The 19,238-nt window shown below is 37.5% G+C and carries 16 protein-coding genes and 1 pseudogene; 2 read left to right on the forward strand and 15 right to left on the reverse strand.

Features of this window, described 5'->3' with window-relative positions:
* Positions 1 to 3 precede the first annotated feature (3 nt).
* The 11 genes and pseudogenes from BTHG_RS25380 to gpr form a co-directional block, all read right to left on the reverse strand.
* Positions 4 to 746 (reverse strand): annotated as a pseudogene (locus BTHG_RS25380) (16S rRNA (uracil(1498)-N(3))-methyltransferase).
* 12 nt (positions 747 to 758) lie between these two features.
* Positions 759 to 1,703 (reverse strand): 50S ribosomal protein L11 methyltransferase, encoded by a 945-nt coding sequence (gene prmA / locus BTHG_RS18260; RefSeq protein WP_010678180.1) that lies wholly within the window; start codon positions 1,701 to 1,703, stop codon positions 759 to 761.
* A 190-nt stretch (positions 1,704 to 1,893) separates the two neighbouring features.
* The gene (gene dnaJ, locus BTHG_RS18265; protein WP_010678181.1) at positions 1,894 to 3,024 is read right to left on the reverse strand and encodes a molecular chaperone DnaJ; all 1,131 of its coding nucleotides are present in this window, start codon (positions 3,022 to 3,024) and stop codon (positions 1,894 to 1,896) included.
* Positions 3,025 to 3,400: 376 nt separating this feature from the next.
* Positions 3,401 to 5,242, reverse strand: a complete 1,842-nt coding sequence (dnaK, locus tag BTHG_RS18270) for a molecular chaperone DnaK (protein WP_010678182.1) — start codon at positions 5,240 to 5,242, stop codon at positions 3,401 to 3,403.
* Positions 5,243 to 5,275: 33 nt separating this feature from the next.
* Positions 5,276 to 5,872, reverse strand: a complete 597-nt coding sequence (grpE, locus tag BTHG_RS18275) for a nucleotide exchange factor GrpE (protein WP_010678183.1) — start codon at positions 5,870 to 5,872, stop codon at positions 5,276 to 5,278.
* Positions 5,873 to 5,963: 91 nt separating this feature from the next.
* Entirely contained in the window at positions 5,964 to 6,995 is a 1,032-nt protein-coding gene (gene hrcA, locus BTHG_RS18280; RefSeq protein ID WP_010678184.1) for a heat-inducible transcriptional repressor HrcA, read from the reverse strand.
* 101 nt (positions 6,996 to 7,096) lie between these two features.
* Positions 7,097 to 8,233 (reverse strand): radical SAM family heme chaperone HemW, encoded by a 1,137-nt coding sequence (gene hemW, locus BTHG_RS18285; RefSeq protein ID WP_010678185.1) that lies wholly within the window; start codon positions 8,231 to 8,233, stop codon positions 7,097 to 7,099.
* Positions 8,234 to 8,306: 73 nt separating this feature from the next.
* Entirely contained in the window at positions 8,307 to 10,130 is a 1,824-nt protein-coding gene (lepA, locus tag BTHG_RS18290; RefSeq protein WP_010678186.1) for a translation elongation factor 4, read from the reverse strand.
* A gap of 412 nt (positions 10,131 to 10,542) precedes the next feature.
* A complete protein-coding gene (locus BTHG_RS18295; protein WP_010678187.1) occupies positions 10,543 to 10,896 on the reverse strand; it encodes a YqxA family protein in 354 nt (117 codons plus the stop codon).
* 18 nt (positions 10,897 to 10,914) lie between these two features.
* Positions 10,915 to 12,111 carry a stage II sporulation protein P gene (spoIIP, locus tag BTHG_RS18300; RefSeq protein WP_010678188.1) on the reverse strand — a complete coding sequence of 399 codons (1,197 nt, stop codon included), beginning with the start codon at positions 12,109 to 12,111 and terminating at the stop codon, positions 10,915 to 10,917.
* Positions 12,112 to 12,198: 87 nt separating this feature from the next.
* Entirely contained in the window at positions 12,199 to 13,326 is a 1,128-nt protein-coding gene (gene gpr / locus BTHG_RS18305) for a GPR endopeptidase (protein WP_010678189.1), read from the reverse strand.
* A 250-nt stretch (positions 13,327 to 13,576) separates the two neighbouring features.
* Here gpr and rpsT point away from each other — a divergent pair, with 250 nt between their 5' ends.
* Positions 13,577 to 13,843: a 30S ribosomal protein S20 gene (gene rpsT / locus BTHG_RS18310; RefSeq protein WP_010678191.1), complete on the forward strand. Its 267-nt coding sequence runs from the start codon at positions 13,577 to 13,579 to the stop codon at positions 13,841 to 13,843.
* A gap of 48 nt (positions 13,844 to 13,891) precedes the next feature.
* Here rpsT and holA read toward each other — a convergent pair whose 3' ends face one another.
* Positions 13,892 to 14,908: a DNA polymerase III subunit delta gene (holA, locus tag BTHG_RS18315; RefSeq protein ID WP_026021888.1), complete on the reverse strand. Its 1,017-nt coding sequence runs from the start codon at positions 14,906 to 14,908 to the stop codon at positions 13,892 to 13,894.
* A 451-nt stretch (positions 14,909 to 15,359) separates the two neighbouring features.
* Between holA and BTHG_RS26370 the strand changes: the two genes are divergently transcribed.
* Positions 15,360 to 15,494, forward strand: coding sequence for a YqzM family protein (locus tag BTHG_RS26370; RefSeq protein ID WP_010678193.1), 135 nt, complete (start codon positions 15,360 to 15,362; stop codon positions 15,492 to 15,494).
* A 78-nt stretch (positions 15,495 to 15,572) separates the two neighbouring features.
* Here the strand turns inward: BTHG_RS26370 and BTHG_RS18325 are convergent, their stop codons facing one another.
* From BTHG_RS18325 to BTHG_RS18335, 3 genes are all read right to left on the reverse strand, one after another.
* Positions 15,573 to 17,879 (reverse strand): DNA internalization-related competence protein ComEC/Rec2, encoded by a 2,307-nt coding sequence (locus BTHG_RS18325; RefSeq protein ID WP_010678194.1) that lies wholly within the window; start codon positions 17,877 to 17,879, stop codon positions 15,573 to 15,575.
* 25 nt (positions 17,880 to 17,904) lie between these two features.
* Positions 17,905 to 18,474, reverse strand: a complete 570-nt coding sequence (locus tag BTHG_RS18330; RefSeq protein WP_010678195.1) for a ComE operon protein 2 — start codon at positions 18,472 to 18,474, stop codon at positions 17,905 to 17,907.
* A 61-nt stretch (positions 18,475 to 18,535) separates the two neighbouring features.
* A complete protein-coding gene (locus BTHG_RS18335) occupies positions 18,536 to 19,144 on the reverse strand; it encodes a helix-hairpin-helix domain-containing protein (RefSeq protein WP_010678196.1) in 609 nt (202 codons plus the stop codon).
* Between the last annotated feature and the right edge of the window lie 94 nt (positions 19,145 to 19,238).

Consider the following 19,238-nt stretch of genomic DNA (forward strand, 5'->3'; position numbering starts at 1 on the left):
TTGTCACCTCGCTAATTCAAAATAATAAGATACAGCTGATAAAACGTATAATGGAGCTGTTTCTGTTCGTAAGATTCTTGGCCCAAAGCTACAGGAAATAAAATCATAATCTAGAAATGTTGATACCTCTTTTTCAGTTAAACCACCTTCAGGTCCAATTACAACAAAAAGAGATTCACCATTTTTCATTTGTGATAGTACGCGCGCTAGATTCGAACGCTCACCACGCTTTGCATCTTCTTCGTAGGCTACTATCTTATAAGTATAGGATTGGCTATAGGATAATAATTCTGGAAAAGGTAAAGGTTTACCTACAGCAGGAACGATTGCACGGTGAGATTGCTCAGCAGCTTCTTTTGCAATTTTCCCCCATCGCTCTACCTTTTTTTGCCCTTTTTTTCATCCCATTTCACAATTGAGCGGGCCGCAACAAAAGGGACAAACTCAGATGCCCCAAGCTCCGTCCCTTTTTGGATAACATATTCAAGCTTGTCCCCTTTTGGCAGTCCGCTTGCAATACATACCTGAATGGGGAGCTCATTTGAATTCCCTACCCATTCTACAACATTTGCCAAAACTGTATCATTGGTAATTTCAGTAATTTCACAAAGTGCTACTTTTCCATTATAACAACAAAAAATAGTGTCTCCAACTGACATTCTCATAACTCGTGTTATATGATGAACATCTTCACCTAAAATTGTGGCTTGCGTTTCGCTCATATGATTGACGAAATATCGCTGCATCTACTATTCCCCTTACTCGCTTTTCTTTCTTGCAATCATTGATACCCAATCTTCCATTACTAGTACTTCTTCTATTACAAAACCAGACGCTAGAAGACCGTCCTTCACTTCTTCTTTTTTTGTATTAATGATACCAGAAACGATGAATGCACCATTTGGCTTTAGAATCTTTGCTGCATCATCTGTAAAGCGTACAATGATTTCAGCTAGAATATTTGCAACAACAAGATCCACCGGTCCTTCGATATTATCAAGAAGGTTATTTTGGGAGACGGTCACGACTTCGTGTACTTTATTAAGTTTTATATTAAGCTTCGCACTTTCAACTGCAACTGTATCCAAATCAAGAGCTTTGACAGAGCTTGCGCCCAGCATCGCTGCAGCTATACTCAGGACACCGGAACCAGTACCTACATCAATAATTCTATCTCCTTGCTTTACTGTTCGTTCGAGTGCTTGAATACTCATGACAGTTGTAGGATGTGTTCCCGTTCCAAAAGCCATTCCTGGGTCTAGCTCGATAATTAGTTCGTCACTATGTACAGGCTCATAAATTTCCCACGTCGGTACGATAGTGAATTTTTCAGATATTTTTACAGGGTGATAATACTTCTTCCATGCCGTAGCCCATTCTTCCTCATGAACTTCACTAATGGTGATTTGATTATGCCCTAAATCAATATCAAAAAGCAAAAGATTGTTTATCGCTTCTTTTATTTCATCTACCGTTTCCCCTAAAAAGCTATTAATAGGGAGGTATGCTTTCACGATAACCCCTTCATCAGGGTAATCGTCAGGATTAAGTTGGTAGATTTCACCAAACACATTTTCTCGTTCCTTCGTTAGGTCAAATGGATCCTCAATGACAACCCCACTTGCACCAGCCTCATGTAGGATATTCGAGACAGGCTCCACCGCCTCTTGTGTTGTGTGAATACTTATTTCAGACCATTTCATATCTACCAACTCCAATCCAATTTATATCAAATACGCCCCGTCGAATTTGTGTCCGATTTTTAGGTCAACAGAAAATGGGCATAAAGATGTTGCCACAGTAGTGGCTTCCTTCGTCTTTACTCTTACTTCTCGAAAAGAATTCCGAGAAAATTCGTGGCATCCGACGAAGGCTTTTACTTTATTTAGGGTTTTATTCTCCCTTAAATGCGCGTTTTACTTTCGAAAAAAAATTATCATGCTGTTCATCTGGAGCTTCATTACCACTGATTTCTGTAAACTCACGAAGTAATTGCTTTTGTTTTTCTGTTAGTTTTGTTGGGGTGATGACACGTATGCGAATATGTTGATCCCCTTGACCATATCCACGTACATTCGGCACACCTTTGCCACGCAGACGGAATTTCGTTCCGGTTTGAGTTCCCCCAGGAATTTTAAGTTTCACTTTTCCATGAAGTGTTGGCACTTCAATTTCATCACCTAATGCAGCTTGAGCAAAGGTTAATGGCATTTCACAGAAGATATCGTCTCCGTCACGTTCAAAAAATTCATGCGAACGCACATGGAATACAACATATAAATCTCCAGGAGGGCCACCATTAATACCTGGTTCACCTTGACCGGATACACGTAGTTGTTGACCGTCATCGATACCTGCTGGAATCTTCACATGGATTTTCTTACGTTTTTTTACCTTACCAGAACCGCCACAAGTTGAACACTTGTCTTTAATATATTTACCGGTTCCACTACAGTGATGACACACTCGTCGATTCACGATTCTACCAAATGCAGTATTCTGTTCAACGTTTATTTGACCCGAGCCACCACAGTGTGAACAGTTTTCCGGTGTTGTTCCGGGTTTGGCACCTGAACCATGACATGTTGAACATTCTTCTTCTCTCGGAATTTCAATGTCTGTTTCTTTGCCAAATACCGCTTCTTCAAACTGTAAAGTCATTGTGTATTGTAAATCTGCACCTTGACGCGGTGCATTAGGGTCTCTTCGTCTTGTTCCACCACCAAAGATTGAGCTGAAGATATCTTCGAATCCAAAACCGCCACCAAAATCTGCACCTCCACCAAAACCACCAAAACCTTGGTTTGGGTCTGTATGACCGAATTGGTCATAATGGGCACGTTTGTTATCATCTGTTAATGTATCATATGCTTCTGTAATTTCCTTGAATTTATCAGCAGCATCCGCTTCTTTATTGATATCGGGGTGATATTTTTTCGACAACTTTCGATATGCTTTTTTTATTTCGTCTTTGCTAGCACTTTTCGAAACCCCGAGTACCTCATAAAAATCTCTTTTACTCATTAAATCCACTCCCGCATCATTCACATAAAGAATATTGTATCATTTAATTTTATGAAAAGGCAATAACACTTGTTTCTAGCATCAGTGTTCATAATTATCTAAATTTTAAAGACGAGTATGATTAAGACACATTTTAAACAAAAAAAGCCAAAGCCAAGACATGCCTGACTTCGACTTTTCCACAACTATATTTCTTTTAATGGTCTTTGGCTTCAGTGCCTAAAAACTCGAAAAACTTCAAATCACCCTACAAAGGCAAACTACGCCTCATTGTCGGAGTCTCCGCCGCACAGGATGTGCTAGTGCCGACTTCGCCACAGGGCGTAGCGTTTTATTCGGCCAGTTTCTCGTTTCTGTGCAAGGCACTTACGCTTTTCTATTTGTCGTCGTTTACTTCTTCGTATTCAGCATCTACTACATCGTCGTCTTTTTTGCCTTGGTTTGCACCATCTGTCCCTTGAGCGCCACCGGCAGCTTGGGCTTGTTGCTGTGCTTGTTCATATAGTTTTACTGAAAGCTGTTGAACGATTTCTTGTAGAGCATCCTTTTTCGCTTTGATTTCTTCAAGATCGTTTTTCTCAATCGCTTGTTTTAAAGCATCCTTCGCTTCGTTAGCTTTTGATACTTCAGCAGCATCTACTTTACCTTCAAGGTCTTTAAGTGTTTTTTCAGTAGTGAACACTAACTGATCTGCCTCATTACGAAGTTCAACCTCTTCTTTACGTTTCTTATCTGCTTCTGCATTCTCTTCTGCTTCGCGAACCATGCGGTCTACTTCATCGTCAGATAAACCTGAAGATGATTGAATTGTAATAGCTTGCTCTTTATTTGTTCCAAGATCTTTTGCACGAACATTTACGATACCGTTTTTGTCGATATCAAATGTCACTTCAATCTGTGGTACTCCGCGTGGTGCTGGTGGAATGTCTGTTAATTGGAAGCGACCCAATGTTTTGTTGTCAGCCGCCATTTGACGCTCCCCTTGAAGCACATGGATATCAACAGCTGTTTGATTATCCGCAGCAGTAGAGAATACTTGAGACTTACTAGTAGGAATAGTTGTATTACGGTCGATTAAACGAGTAAATACACCACCCATTGTTTCAATTCCTAGTGATAATGGTGTTACGTCTAGAAGAACTACGTCTTTAACATCACCAGTCAATACTCCACCTTGAATTGCTGCACCAAGAGCAACAACCTCGTCCGGGTTTACACCTTTATGTGGTTCCTTACCAGTTTCTTTCTTGATTGCTTCTTGAACAGCTGGAATTCGAGTGGAACCACCAACAAGGATTACCTTATCGATTTCGCTTGCTGAAAGACCAGCATCTTGTAGGGCACGACGAGTTGGTCCCATAGTGCGCTCAACAAGGCCTGCTGATAACTCTTCAAATTTAGCACGAGTTAAGTTTATTTCTAAGTGAAGCGGCCCTGCTTCTCCTGCTGTAATAAATGGTAGTGAAATTTGTGTAGATGTTACACCAGATAAATCTTTCTTTGCTTTTTCAGCAGCATCTTTTAATCGTTGTAATGCCATTTTATCTTTTGATAAATCAATGCCATTTTCTTTCTTGAATTGGTCTACTAAATAATCAATAATAACTTGGTCAAAGTCATCCCCACCTAGACGATTGTCACCAGCAGTTGACTTAACTTCAAATACTCCATCACCTAGTTCAAGGATGGAAACGTCGAATGTTCCACCACCAAGGTCATATACAAGGATTGTTTGGTCTTCTTCAGTTTTATCTAAACCATATGCAAGCGCTGCTGCAGTTGGTTCATTGATAATACGTTCAACTTCAAGACCAGCAATACGACCTGCATCTTTAGTTGCTTGACGTTCAGCGTCATTAAAGTAAGCAGGAACTGTGATAACAGCTTTTGTTACTGTTTCACCAAGATATTCTTCCGCATAGGATTTAAAATATTGAAGAAGAATCGCAGAAACTTCTTGTGGAGTATATTGCTTACCTTCAACCTCAACTTTGTAATCCGTTCCCATGTGGCGTTTGATTGACATAATGGTGTTTGGGTTTGTGATTGATTGACGTTTTGCAACCTCACCAATTTGTCTTTCTCCATTTTTAAAAGAAACAACAGACGGAGTTGTCCGGTTACCTTCTGGGTTTGGAATAACCTTTGCTTCTCCACCCTCCATAACAGCAACACAGGAGTTTGTTGTACCTAAATCTATACCGATGATTTTACTCATGATAAAACCTCCTTAATTGAATACAGCTTAAAATTATCCATTCACCTTCACCATGGAAGGTCGTAATACTCTATCTTTTAGTTTGTAACCTTTTTGAAACTCTTCTAGTACCACATTTGAATCTGCATCAGGCTCACTTACTTGCATTACTGCTTGGTGCACATTCGGATCAAATTGTGTTCCAACCGCTTCAATCGCTTCTACTCCTTCTTTTTTCAGGGCATCTACAATACTGCGGTATACCATTTCAACACCTTGCATAATTGATTTTGCTTGGTCGTTGGTTGCTTCTATTTGAAGTGCTCTCTCAAAGTTATCAAGAGCAGGTAATAAATCAGTTACTAGACTTTGAGCTCTATATGTAGCAGCTGTTTCTTGATCTAAGCGAGCACGTCTTTTAAAGTTATCAAAATCGGCAATTTGTCGCAAAATGCGATTCTCTGCCTCCTCAAGCTTAGCTTCAAGTTCTGCAATTTTTTCATTGGCTTTCGAAAGTTCGGCTTTCTCATCAACTTCTTGTTCTTCTACTAATTCTGCTTCAGCCTGTTCAATCGTTTCTACCACATCATTATCTACGTTTGCTTCTTCTACCTCAATTTCTTCTTTTACAACTTTATTCTCGTTAGCCAATACACTCACCTCCCTTAAAGTGAAGTCACTTTTATCATATTATCCAGTTTATTTAGTAGAGGATTACACCCTCTACTAAATATAGCCACTGCTATTCATTTTGATACAGCTTTGTGAGGACCGTTGAAAAATCCTGGCTGATATGCTGTAACAATGAAATAACTCGAGAATACTCCATTCTTGTCGGGCCTAAAATTGCGATCGACCCTAGATGTTCATTACCAACGGAATATGTTGCAGTTATTAAGCTGCAATCATTCATCGCAATATTGTTGTTCTCGTGACCAATTTTAATATCAATCCCCGCTTTATCGGTTCGTAACAGTCTAGAAAATTCGTTCTCTTTTTCAATCATGGTTAATAAAGAACGAACTTTTCCAATGTCATGAAACTCTGGTTGACTTAACATATTTGTTTTTCCACCAATAAACACCTTTTCTTCTGTAGGAAGTGTTAGTGTTTTATCCAAAACATTAAGAACCATATCATAGTTACGAATATTAGCTTTTAAAAGGGAAGCGACCTCTTTATAAATCTTGTTTTTCAGACTTGTCAAAGGAACACCCACAAGGCGCTCATTTAGAATATTAACCATTTTTTCGATATCGCTTGGGTCGATGGACTCAGGAAATGAAATAGTCCGATTTTCTACATGTCCATTATCCGTAACAATAATGGCAACAGCTGTTTCATTATTAATCGGAACAATTTGTAGCTTTTTCACTTTGTTCTCTTTAAACGCCGGACCTAAAACGATTGAAGTATAGTTTGTTAAATCTGATAAGATTTGTGCAGACTTTTGAACAATTTTTTCGAGTTCGTAAATTTTCTCTGCAAAAATCGATTTTAACTCCTGCTTTTCCTTTAGGGATAAACGGCCCGGAGATAATAAATGATCCACATAGTATCGGTAACCTTGTTCGGACGGAACTCTACCAGATGAACTGTGCGTTTTCTCAATAAATCCTAGTTCTTCTAGATCTGCCATTTCATTGCGAATAGTTGCTGAGCTAAACACAATCCCTTCCTTTTTCGACAATGTTCTTGACCCTACTGGTTGAGCAGATCTAATAAAGTCATCAATAATAACTTGAAGAATCAATAATTGACGATCTGTTAGCAAGGAACATCACCTCTGTTAGCACTCATTTATTGCGAGTGCTAATTCTATAATTAAATTACCAAATACGACTGCCATTGTCAACGATTTAAACCTCTAAACTTTTATAGCAAAAACGCTTGGAAAACCTCATTTCCAAGAAATTTCCCATTGTGTGTTAAGCGAATAAAATCATCTTTTTCCTCTAGCAACCCTTTTTCTTTTTGTTCTTTAATTTGGTCTGCAAATACATCAAAAATACTTACTGAAAACTTTTCTAAAAAATGCGAAATAGAAACTCCCTTTGTTTTACGTAATCCTAAAAAAAGCTCTTCTTCCATTTTTTCTTGTAACGTGACCGGATGTGTTTCAACGTATGGAAAACCATGCTCGTCAATAGCGGACATATATTTTTTGATTGGTCCTGCATTTGATATTCGTTTTCCGTTCACATAGCTGTGGGCACCTGCACCGATTCCATAGTATTCTTCATTATTCCAATACGTGAGATTATGACGGCTTTCGTAATTTTGTTTTGAAAAATTGCTGATTTCATATTGTGCAAAACCATGTTTGTCCATTTCCACCATTAATAATTCATACATTTGAGCTTCATTTTCTTGGCTAGGGAGATGCAATTTTCCTTTTCGCATTAAATTATAAAATACTGTTTTTGGTTCAATAATGAGGGAGTATGCCGAAACATGTTCTACTTCGAGTGAAAAGGCTAAATCAAGTGATTCTTGAAAACTTTCAATTGATTGATGCGGAAGAGCATACATTAAGTCAATGCTTATGTTTTTAAAACCAACATGCTTTGCCAATTCAATTGAATGAAAAACGTCTTCACGGCGATGTGTTCTACCAATCGCTTTGAGGAGTTCATCATCAAATGTTTGTACACCGAAACTAATGCGATTGACACCAGAGTCTAGCAATAGCTGTAATTTATCCTCGGTTAGATCCCCTGGATTTGCTTCAAAGGTAAATTCCATATCACTGTTTCTCGGCTTTAGATATTTATTAATACTATTTAAGAAATATTCTAATTGGGTCACGGAAAGGACAGTAGGTGTTCCCCCACCAACAAATATGGAGTTGAAAGGTAAAGGTGGATAAGCTTCAATTGTATTTTTCATTTCAATATCCATATATTGAAGATATTCATCTACAGGTTGTCCTTTTAGAAATACTTTATTAAAGTCACAATAGTGACAAATTTGTTCACAAAAAGGGATGTGAAGGTATGCTGCTTGTACCAAGTAATCACTTCTTTCTATTTTGAACACGTAATTATAGCTAAAAAACCGCAGAGAATTCTGCGGTATTTCCACATTATTTTTCGTCCATTTTCAATACTGCCATGAATGCTTCTTGAGGTACTTCGACTGAACCGACTTGTTTCATTCGTTTCTTACCTTCTTTTTGTTTTTCAAGAAGCTTACGTTTACGTGAAATGTCCCCACCGTAACATTTTGCTAATACGTTTTTACGGATCGCCTTAATCGTTGAACGTGCGATAATTTTTTGGCCAATTGCTGCTTGAACTGGAACCTCAAATTGTTGTCTCGGTATTAACTCCTTCAGTTTCTCTACGATAATTTTTCCACGTTCATATGCTGTGTCTTTATGAACGATGAACGAAAGCGCATCTACTTTTTCAGCATTTAATAAAATATCCATTTTTACAAGCTTAGATGGCTTATAACCAATTAACTCATAGTCAAATGAAGCGTAGCCCTTTGTACTTGATTTTAATTGATCAAAGAAATCATAGACGATTTCAGCAAGTGGAATTTCATAAATAATGCTTACTCGCTTTTCATCAAGATATTGCATATCAATAAAAATACCACGTTTACCTTGGCATAGCTCCATTACAGCACCAACATAATCATTTGGAACCATCATTGTCGCTTTTACATAAGGCTCTTCAATTCTATCGATTTTTTGTGGGTCTGGCATATCGGATGGATTATCAATTTTCAAATCTGTTCCATCTGTTAGGAATACATTATAAATAACGCTCGGCGCTGTTGTAATCAAATCGATTTTAAATTCTCTCTCGATTCTCTCTTGGATAATTTCCATATGCAATAGTCCTAAGAATCCACAACGGAAACCAAATCCTAGTGCCTGTGATGTTTCCGGTTCAAATTGAAGGGCAGCATCGTTTAATTCAAGTTTCTCCAACGCTTCACGCAAGTCATTGTATTTGGCTGTATCGATTGGATACAATCCACAGTACACCATTGGATTTAGGCGTCGATAACCTGGTAGAGGCGTGGTTACACCATTTTTAGCATTTGTGATGGTATCACCAACACGTGTATCGCCAACATGCTTGATTGAAGCTGTTAAGAATCCAACATCTCCAACCGATAGTTCTTCCTGCAATGTTGCACGAGGTGTAAACACTCCTGCTTCGATAACCTCAAACTCTTTACCAGTTGCCATCATTTTAATTTTGTCTCCAGGTTTAACAGTACCTTGGACGATTCGGATATAAGCAACAACGCCACGGTATGGATCATATACAGAGTCAAAAATTAGTGCCTGTAATGGAGCTTCCGGATCACCCTGTGGCGGAGGAACCTTTTCAACTACCTGCTCTAAAATATCTTCTATTCCAATTCCTGCTTTGGCAGATGCAAGAACTGCTTCAGAGGCGTCCAGTCCAATCACATCTTCTATTTCTTGTCTTACACGCTCTGGTTCTGCACTTGGTAAGTCAATTTTATTGATGACTGGTAAAATTTCCAGGTCATTGTCTAATGCAAGGTACACATTTGCGAGAGTTTGGGCTTCAATACCTTGTGCCGCATCGACAACAAGCACTGCACCTTCACATGCCGCTAAACTACGCGAAACTTCATATGTAAAGTCAACATGTCCCGGGGTGTCGATGAGGTGGAAAATATACTCTTCTCCGTCTTTCGCTTTGTATTTCAATTGTACTGCATTTAATTTAATTGTAATCCCACGTTCTCTTTCTAGGTCCATTGAGTCTAGCAATTGCTCTTTCATTTCACGATGGGTTAACGCATTTGTTTTTTCAAGAATACGGTCAGCTAATGTTGATTTACCATGGTCGATATGAGCAATAATTGAAAAATTTCGGATTCTAGATTGTCTATTACGTCTCTCTTCTTGGTTCATTAAAAATCCTCCTGATACGAAAAGCGCAAGCGCCTAATAAGCGTTCGTCTACTAAGTGCTGCCACGTCCTGTGGCAAACGTAGACGTCAGCACTTCCTGTGCAAGTCCGTCAAGCGCTCAGAACCCTGTCGAGGAGGCTCAAAAATAAGCAAAGCTTATTTTCTGCGAGGTTATCCTCACGAAGCTTTCCTGATTGTTACCGCCGCAGGTGGGGTGAAGCGACCTCGAGGGGCCAGGCGCTGGAGCTGGACAATATAATTTAATTATAGCTTTCCAGTCTGAATAAAAAATTATAAAACTACACTAGATTAGATTATACAGAAGTCTTTTGTCACATTCAATTACGAAAAATTTGAAAGAGTAGATGCAAAAAAAATAGAGCCTGCCATTTACGATAGCAAACTCTTCCCTTTTACAGTTTATCAAGTAAACTCCCTATTCCATTTCCAATGGAATTCATGACTTTTTCAAATAACGCACTAATCCCATTACCAAGCTTTTCTCCAATGCTTGAAAAAAGATTAAACGCTTCAACGTTTTCTAATTGTTTTTGCTTTTCTTCTAAATCATGACTCGTTACTTTTCTTCCTAAAACGGATGCTTCAACTTCTCCTTGATTGTCCGTAATATGAAAGGCACCTTGAAGAGAAGGGTCATTGTAGCCCCTCATCTTCTTCATCCCTTCATTTGCTTGTTGCATCCCAATCAACACACCTAGAAGAAGTACAGTCACTATTAAAAAACATTTCATCATAAATTTTACCATTGGAATACTCCCTCTTACCTATTCTTTCTTTGTATCATCCGCATTTACTTTCTCAGCCTGCCAATAGTATTCTGCGAGGGCATCAGCAACAGCAGCTGCTGTTCGACGGAGTTCTTCAAAGTTATTATCAACACCACCAAATTCAATTAACATGGCATTTTCGGATTTATCCTGGTTATACACACCATTATTACCTTTTCCACCTTGGTCTATTACACCCCTACTTAAACCAGGGTATTTTTCTTGTAACTTTTCATGCAATTTTTTCGCCATGGCAAAGTTTTTTTCAAACTGAGGATTCTCGGTACCTACAATAAATGCGATTTTTGCATAAGACTTTCCATTTATTGTAGTTGTTGTTTTATCTTTACGATGAGCATCCCGATGAATATCAATAAAATAAGATAAATCATGATTACTAGCCATCGCACTTGTTACAATTTCACCTGATCCTTTATAGGCTGTATAATAATTGTAGCCTTTTTGCTTTAAATATCGATTCATATTTGTTTTATCTAAGTCAGTACCTATACCTCTTGCCTCTAATTCTTGTTTAAGCATTTCCCCCACTTTTGTAACATTTACATCCGGATGGGTTGCATTATTTGGATTCTGTGTATCTACTCCTTTTAAATGTGGAAAATAAGCTTCCCATGAGTGTGTATGGTAAATATAGGCGACTTTTTTATCACCGGTTGTCATCGTTGGTGGTGGCACAGGTTTAGTTGGTTTTTCAGCCTGTTCAACATTTTGAGTGGCTATTTGTCTTTCGTCTAATAAAACATCCAAAGGCGGTGGCGATTCAATTGGCATATTCGTATAGTTCGTTCCTTCACCCGCTACTAGAATCTTGCCATCGAATATCGAGAACCCTGGAAGTTCTCTCCCTAAAAAGCTTCGTGGGTCATCCAATGATAGGTTTGTGGCTACTTTAAAAACAGCTCCTAAATAGTCGGGTTTCGTTGTAGATTCAGGTAAGCCCTGAACAAAATAATGGTTTTCATACCCCAATAAATGAACAAGTGCTTCTCCCGATAGATTTGTTGCTACATTACTAATGGAAGAAGAACTTATTCTATACTCTGGTTTAAGAGAGACAATCGCTCCCGTAATTGTAAATAATAAAATAAAACTAAAAATGAGGAATAGAATCCCTTTTACAATGCTTGTACCTTGAATTGAGATCATCATTCCTTGAGTCCGGAAACTCTTCATATTCTACCTCCTCAATGTTTGTCTATCATATTGATATGTACAAAAATGAGTTAGTAGAACTTATTTAATAGATTTCCTTCTCTTTTTTTAATGAGTGTAAGAACCTGAATTATCTTGGGCAATTTCACCGTGTAGTGCTGTATTAAGACCTCCGGCTATTACATTCGCCATGTCTTCGATAAAAACATCAACTTCTTTTGGAGTAACCATTAAGTTATGGCCAAGAGGTGCTAAAACTTCATGAATTAACTTCCTCTTTTCATCCTCAGGTAAGGTACCGACTATTCCTAAAAATGTATTTCTTTCTTTCTCACCAGGTAAGTCATCATCTGTTAAAACTTTCTTTTCCCCAAAGCTCATCCCTGCAGGCACTAAAGCACGTGAAGGCTTATCTCCTTCCTTAAGCTCTCTACCAAAATGTTTTAAGATAAAGTCAAATGCATCACTTGTAATAGAAACTGCATCTACTACCGTTGGGATCCCAATTGCAATTACGGGGATACCCAAAGTATCATGACTGAGTTCCTTTCGTTTATTTCCAACCCCTGAACCAGGATGGATTCCAGTGTCTGAAATTTGTATCGTTGAATTTACCCGTTCAACCGAACGTGCAGCCAATGCATCGATAGCAATAATAAAATCTGGTTTTGATTTTTCAATAACACCATAAATAATGTCACTCGTTTCAATTCCCGTTAATCCCATTACCCCTGGTGCAATTGCACTTACAGAGCGAAATCCTTCCTGAACGTTTTCCGGTTGAAGTGCAAACAGATGTCTTGTGATCACTAAATTTTCTACAGCAATTGGACCAAGGGCATCAGGTGTAACATTCCAATTCCCTAAGCCTACTACAAGGCAACTTGCCTCTTTTCCTATATTTAGATTTGATAGAAATTGACTAAACTCTTTTGCAAACACTCCTTGCACTTTTTGTTGGAGCTCCGAATCTTTTTGTCGTATTCCTTGAACTTCAAGTGTCAAATAGTTACCTTTTTTCTTTCCAATTGCCTTTGCTCCTTCTTCCGTAATTTCAACAGTTGAAATGGTGATTCCATCCTCTTGTCTTTCCTTTACGATGACACCTTCAATCTCAGAAACAGGTTGTTGACCTTCTGTTAGTGCTTTGTTGCGTTCTTCTACGGCCATAGCACTAGCCTCAAGGGCTAAGTCAGTACGAATCGAATATTTGGATAAATCTAGTTGTTCTCCCAATCCAATAACCTCCATTTTTCAAATAGTATCTATAGCTTTACCCCCAAAAATACGCTTCATGCAATTTTTATCATGTAGGAAATAGATTGGTATTGCATTATCACAATCAATTTGATAGAATAACTTTTGTTGTAACATCAGAGTATCAAAGACTGTATTCTGATCATTAAGCGACGGAAAGTAGATTTCCATTAGGTTCGTAAATGATTGATCGTATAAGATCATCTTGATATTCGCAGGAGGTGAAAGTATGCCAAATATTAAATCAGCTATCAAACGTGTAAAAACAAATGATGAAAACCGTGCTCATAACGCAACTGTTAAGTCTGCAATGCGTACTGCTGTTAAAAACTTCGAAGCTTTAGTTGCTAACAACGACGCTGAAAATGCAAAAGCAGCATTCCTTACTGCTTCAAGCAAGCTTGACAAAGCTGCTCGTAAAGGTCTTATCCATAAAAATGTTGCTGACCGTCAAAAAGCTCGTCTAGCTAAAAAACTTAACGAAGTTAACGCATAATACGCCAGACAATAAATAAACGACTCGATTTGAGTCGTTTTTTTTATATTATTTGCCTAACTTCATAATAAATAATTCTAATATCAATTGTTTATCCATTTTGCCGTTTTTCATTTCATAATCAGCCTCAGCAAGCTCACTCATAATTTTTAATAGTTCTTCTTGTGTAAATAAATTTGCTTGTCCACCTGCAAGCTTTACACGAAACGGATGAACCTTTAAATTCCCAGCAATTTGCTGTTGTCCGTACCCTTGTCTAGAAAGTTCCTTCACCTGAAAAATTAATCTGAATTGGTTTGCGAGCAAGGATAAAATCTTTATAGGTTCTTCATTATTCTGTAATAGGTCATAAAAAATTCGCAACGCTTCATCTAGCTTACGATTGACTACTTTATCAATAAGCGAAAAAATATTTTGTTCCAAAGATCGAGGCACTAGCAATCTCACCGTTTCCTCTGTAATTTCCCCATTTTTCCCCAGATATAAAGACATTTTGTCAATTTCCTGTGTAATATTCATTAGATTCGTCCCTGCGACATGTAATAGCTCCTGGATTGCAGAAGAATGAATGGAAACCGCATGCTGATTTACTCTTTCAGTAATCCAGTTATGTAGATCTTTTTCAGATAGAGTATTAACGGTCAAAACCTCAGCGTTTGCCTTTAATTGCTTAACAATTTTTTTTCGCTCGTCTAACTTTTCATATGGTGCCGTAAACACAAGAATTGTAAAAGGTGCGGGTTCTTTTAAATATTGTTCAAGAACCGTAAGATTATGTTCAACCTTCTCTTTGTTCTTTTCAGCAGTTAAAAAGTGAGGATTTTGTAAAATGACCAGTCTTCTTTCTCCCATAAAAGGAAGTGTTTCAGCATCTGCTAAAGCAATTTCAACAGGGGTTTCCTCTAAATCAAAAACGGATAAATTAAAATCCTTTTCATCCTCTTCTATACTATATTTTATGAGCAATTCTTTTGTCTCTTGGATTAAAAAGTTTTCCGATCCATGCAATAAATAAACAGGTGCAAATTGTTTTTTCTTAATTTTTTTCCAAAGCTCTAAATTCATACTATACCTCTCCACTGTAAGCCTTTTGTGTACATCTTCAATCGTATCGGGAAATCGAAAAATTTTCAACACATGAAAAGGGAATTGGTCTTTTCCAATTCCCCAATCTATATGAAACATTACCGCAACAAGCCCCGGGTATCTTGTCGAGTAATGATAATTTTTACAATCTGTAAACTTTTTGAGCAAAATTTTCGAAAGACCAATGTAGTGACGTGTTCTTATGTACTATTAGGATTGACTAAGTTTTTCGAACTATTTGTGACAAGTGTTGTTAATAAAGGAAGACTATCGGATAATAGAGGAAAAGGTTATCTTATTCTTTGGTTTTGTGATACGAATTGGGGTATGAATTACATCTAAATTAGTAAAACAAATCCGACTTTTTAAAGGAAATATAGATTTTTTTGAGTAGTTAGGCTATACTATAACTGTTTAGGAGGGGTTAGGCGTGAACGAATTTGAAAAGAATATTCGAAACACACGAAATGACGTTGTAGATGCTGGGGTAGCATTCGTTGTATCATTTGGCTTCTTCGCTACCATTTTCATTATCGCAACATTAATTAAGGTTATCGGAGCTTAATGCCGACAGAATACATACTGTCAACCTCGAGACTGCCCTTTTGCGGCAGTCTCTTTTCATTTCTTTTTCTACCTTATATTATGGAATTGTAGTTCTAAAGGTTCCTTTCTTTTTGAAAAAACGATATTGGATTGCCCCATTTTGATCAGTTCGATATACACTAATCTTTTCACGTTTAAAACGATTCATTACTTCTGGATGAGGGTGGTTAAAACGATTATTCTCACCCACCGGGATTAGTGCAAGTTTGGGACTTAGGAATTGAATGAAGTTAGCACTTGACGATGTTTGGCTACCGTGATGTCCAACTTTCAATACATCTGTCCTTAGATTTCGATACGTATTCATCAGTTCAAGTTCTCCCGTTTTTTCAGTATCACCCGTGAATAACCAACGTAGGCCACCAAGCTTTGTATAAATAATAATTGAGTTATCATTTTCCTTCATTTCGTTTCCTTGAGGGGCTAGTATATAAAATGCATTGCTTCCAACTTTCCAGTTTTGTCCACGTTCAGCAAGCGTATAGTGAATCCCCTCTTTACTGGCGATTTTTTTCAATTCAATTTCTTGATGAGTATCCTTCTTACTTTTTCCTATGACTAGTTCCTTAACCTTTATTTTTTCTATAAGACCTTTCGCACCTCCGATATGATCTTGATCTCCATGTGTGATGATAAGCTTATCCAAACTCCGTATTCCTTTAGATTTTAAATACGGGATGATGATATCGGAAGTTGAAAATTCTTGTCGTCTTTTTTTCCAGTGTTCTTGTTCGAATTGAATTGTCCCTCCTGTATCTATAAGATATAGTCCTTGTCGATACGGGAGTTCAATATATATACTATCCCCTTGTCCAACATCAAGCATAGTAACTTCCCCATATGGATTCACATAGGGCAGCACCGCGTGAAGGAATAGGACCCCAATCGGGGCAAATAGAGAACACTGTATAATTCTTTTCTTTTTCTCCCAACTAATTAAAAAATAAAAAATGGAGACACAATACAAAATCATAAGGACTAGACCAGGTTTTCCTAGTGTTAATTCAAAGAAAGAAAACTTGGATAGCCAAACAGTTGCTTGATTTAGAAATTCTAAAATCCATGATAGGAACCAAGCAATAATTTGCCCAAGCGGCTCAAAAATAACTAGCAAAATCACGGCGAATATGGCAAATGGTAAGATAACTACCGAATATAATGGAACATACAACATATTTAGGGGCAAACTTATCAATGAAAATCCATAAAAGTGATAGAGTAAAACCGGGAGTGAAGAAAGTTGCGAAATAAACGAAACAGCAAATAAGGAAGCAAAAGTAGTAGGTTGATGCTTGAAAATTGCTCTTGAAGAAAGGATTAAAGAGGCACTTACGATGAATGATAATTGAAACCCGATATTGACTAAAAAGTACGGATTAATGGCAAGCATGGCAATGCAAGCAAAACTAATCACATCGAGCATACTGCTTTTTTTCCACCACTTGATGCTTGCTAACAAAAGCATACACATTACTACCGACCGAATGACTGATGGTGAACCTCCAGCAATAATAATATAAGCCGGAAGCAAACATAATAAAAGAGTTGCTGTAGTCTCACGCGTTATGCCAAATCGAATACATAAATAGTAGAACATACCTGTCATGAGACTTACGTGAAGACCCGATATTGCTAATAAATGAATCAACCCTAACGTTTGATAGGAATTTACGATATCATTTTCTATATTTGTTCTTTCTCCATAAATCAACGCCTGGATGATTCCAGCAGATGACCCTTCAAAATTAGTAGCAATATAATTGATTCCTGCTTCCCTTATTTGAAGTAGCCAGCGATTTAAATTCAACCTTTCTTGGGTATAACATTTTTCTGGTGCAATTTCATTTGTTTCAAAAACCCAATGGATTTTTTGTGTATGTAAATAGTTTTTATAGTCAAAAGAATGTGGATTACGAGAGGATTGTGGTTCTTTTAGGGTTCCTTGAAACATGCAAACTAATCCCATATGAACAGAGGTGCTAAGTTGCATTTTTTCTATTTCAGTTTCAATGTAATAAACTAACAGTAGCTTTTCATTCTTTGAAGTATTGACAGTGAAAGAGAGTTTATCGCCATTAAAGTCTGGGGCTTCGATTATTTCGGCTTTAATCGTGTTTGTTGTAGGACCAAGTGTTGTTTGATTGTTGGAATCAAAGATGATAAAAAGAATCATAAATGAAAAAAGAGTTATAATACTGAGAATAACCAATGAGAAATGAAGGCGGAAAATGATAAATCCTAATATGAGGAGTGTGAGGAGTATACTAATCCATGAAAAAGAGGAATAAGGGACTACGATACCAAACACCGCAAAGAAAGCAAGATAGACAAGCTTCCCTTGCACAAAGTCCCCATACTTCCTAATCAAATTAGCTAATATTCGAAAAAAGTGTAGCAGCCTTTTCATGTAATTCCTTAATCTCTTTATCATCCGCACCCGACTCTGTTAATTTCTCAATTAAATTAGTAACAAATTCCAATTTTTCTGAAGAATGTAAATCAATCACCATTTCTTCAAGTGGAACCTTTTCAACCCTTACATTTGATTTCTCAAACAATTCGATTGCATATGGGTGATTTTTATAATCTTCCGCGTAATATACAACCTTAATTCCCGCTTGGATAATTGCCTTTGTACATTGGAGACAAGGAAAATGTGTAACATAGATTTCCGCATTATCTGTAGGGACTCCAAACTTTGCGCATTGTAATAATGCATTTATCTCAGCATGGACGGTTCTAATACAATGATTATCTACAACATAACAACCCTCGTCTATACAATGCGTACCTCCAGAAACTGAGCCGTTATATCCCCCTGCAATAATTCGCTTATCTCGAACTATAGTTGCACCAACTGTTAACCGTGTACATGTGCTTCTTAATGCAAGCAGATGACTTTGCGCCATAAAATATTGATTCCACTTGATTCGATTCAAATCTTCCCCCATCCCTTCAACAAAATCTTACAATTATTTTATCGGTATTTAACATGAATCGTCAATTTAATTTAAGTTCATCCTTTATTTTTTCAAAAGATTTCTCACCAATTCCACTTACTTGTAGGAGATCTTCTAATTGTTTAAATGGCCCATGTTCTTCACGATATGTAATGATGGCAGCTGCTTTAGAGGGGCCAATTCCTGTCAATGTTTCAAGCTCTACTTGTGTTGCTTTATTTAGTGAAACCATGCCATCATCGACTTGTGAGATACTGCTTTCCCCCATATTCATTGCCTCACCTACGTGTGGGACATCTATGACCATTTCATCCTCAATCCGTTGTGCTAAATTCACCAGTCTTTGTTCCGCATCTTCTGTAAATCCTCCAGCCATTTCTACGATGTCCTTTACTCGCATTCCGTCCCGGGCCTCATATACACCCTCATTATGTACAGCACCCTTAATATCCACCAGTATCAATTTTGGTTCATCCTCTACAACAGCTGGTTCTTCCTCAAGGACCGGTTCAAATGTTAATTCATCTTCCTCTATGCTCGGCTTCGCTTCTGTTTTATTCAAAAAAGTAGTATAGAACGCAAATAAAATGCCAAGACATACTCCAAAAACAATCAGTATTAATTTCATTTTTTTTGATTTTATATCCATAATTTTTCTTTCCTTTCATTTATGATTTGATTAAAACGTATACATATTTTAGTAAGAAGAAGCATATTGTGTTAGGAGAATAGTCTGTAAAGGA

This window comes from Bacillus timonensis, assembly GCF_000285535.1.
Classification (GTDB): Bacteria; Bacillota; Bacilli; order Bacillales; family Bacillaceae_L; genus Ferdinandcohnia; species Ferdinandcohnia timonensis.

What these genes read in the sequence shown, in the direction of transcription:
- dnaJ (WP_010678181.1), bottom strand. Translation starts at nt 3,024, where the DNA reads ATGAGTAAAAGAGATTTTTATGAGGTACTCGGGGTTTCGAAAAGTGCT.
- prmA (WP_010678180.1), bottom strand. Translation starts at nt 1,703, where the DNA reads ATGAAATGGTCTGAAATAAGTATTCACACAACACAAGAGGCGGTGGAG.
- lepA (WP_010678186.1), bottom strand. Translation starts at nt 10,130, where the DNA reads ATGAACCAAGAAGAGAGACGTAATAGACAATCTAGAATCCGAAATTTT.
- dnaK (WP_010678182.1), bottom strand. Translation starts at nt 5,242, where the DNA reads ATGAGTAAAATCATCGGTATAGATTTAGGTACAACAAACTCCTGTGTT.
- holA (WP_026021888.1), bottom strand. Translation starts at nt 14,908, where the DNA reads ATGAATTTAGAGCTTTGGAAAAAAATTAAGAAAAAACAATTTGCACCT.
- rpsT (WP_010678191.1), top strand. Translation starts at nt 13,577, where the DNA reads ATGCCAAATATTAAATCAGCTATCAAACGTGTAAAAACAAATGATGAA.
- spoIIP (WP_010678188.1), bottom strand. Translation starts at nt 12,111, where the DNA reads ATGAAGAGTTTCCGGACTCAAGGAATGATGATCTCAATTCAAGGTACA.
- BTHG_RS18295 (WP_010678187.1), bottom strand. Translation starts at nt 10,896, where the DNA reads ATGGTAAAATTTATGATGAAATGTTTTTTAATAGTGACTGTACTTCTT.
- BTHG_RS18335 (WP_010678196.1), bottom strand. Translation starts at nt 19,144, where the DNA reads ATGGATATAAAATCAAAAAAAATGAAATTAATACTGATTGTTTTTGGA.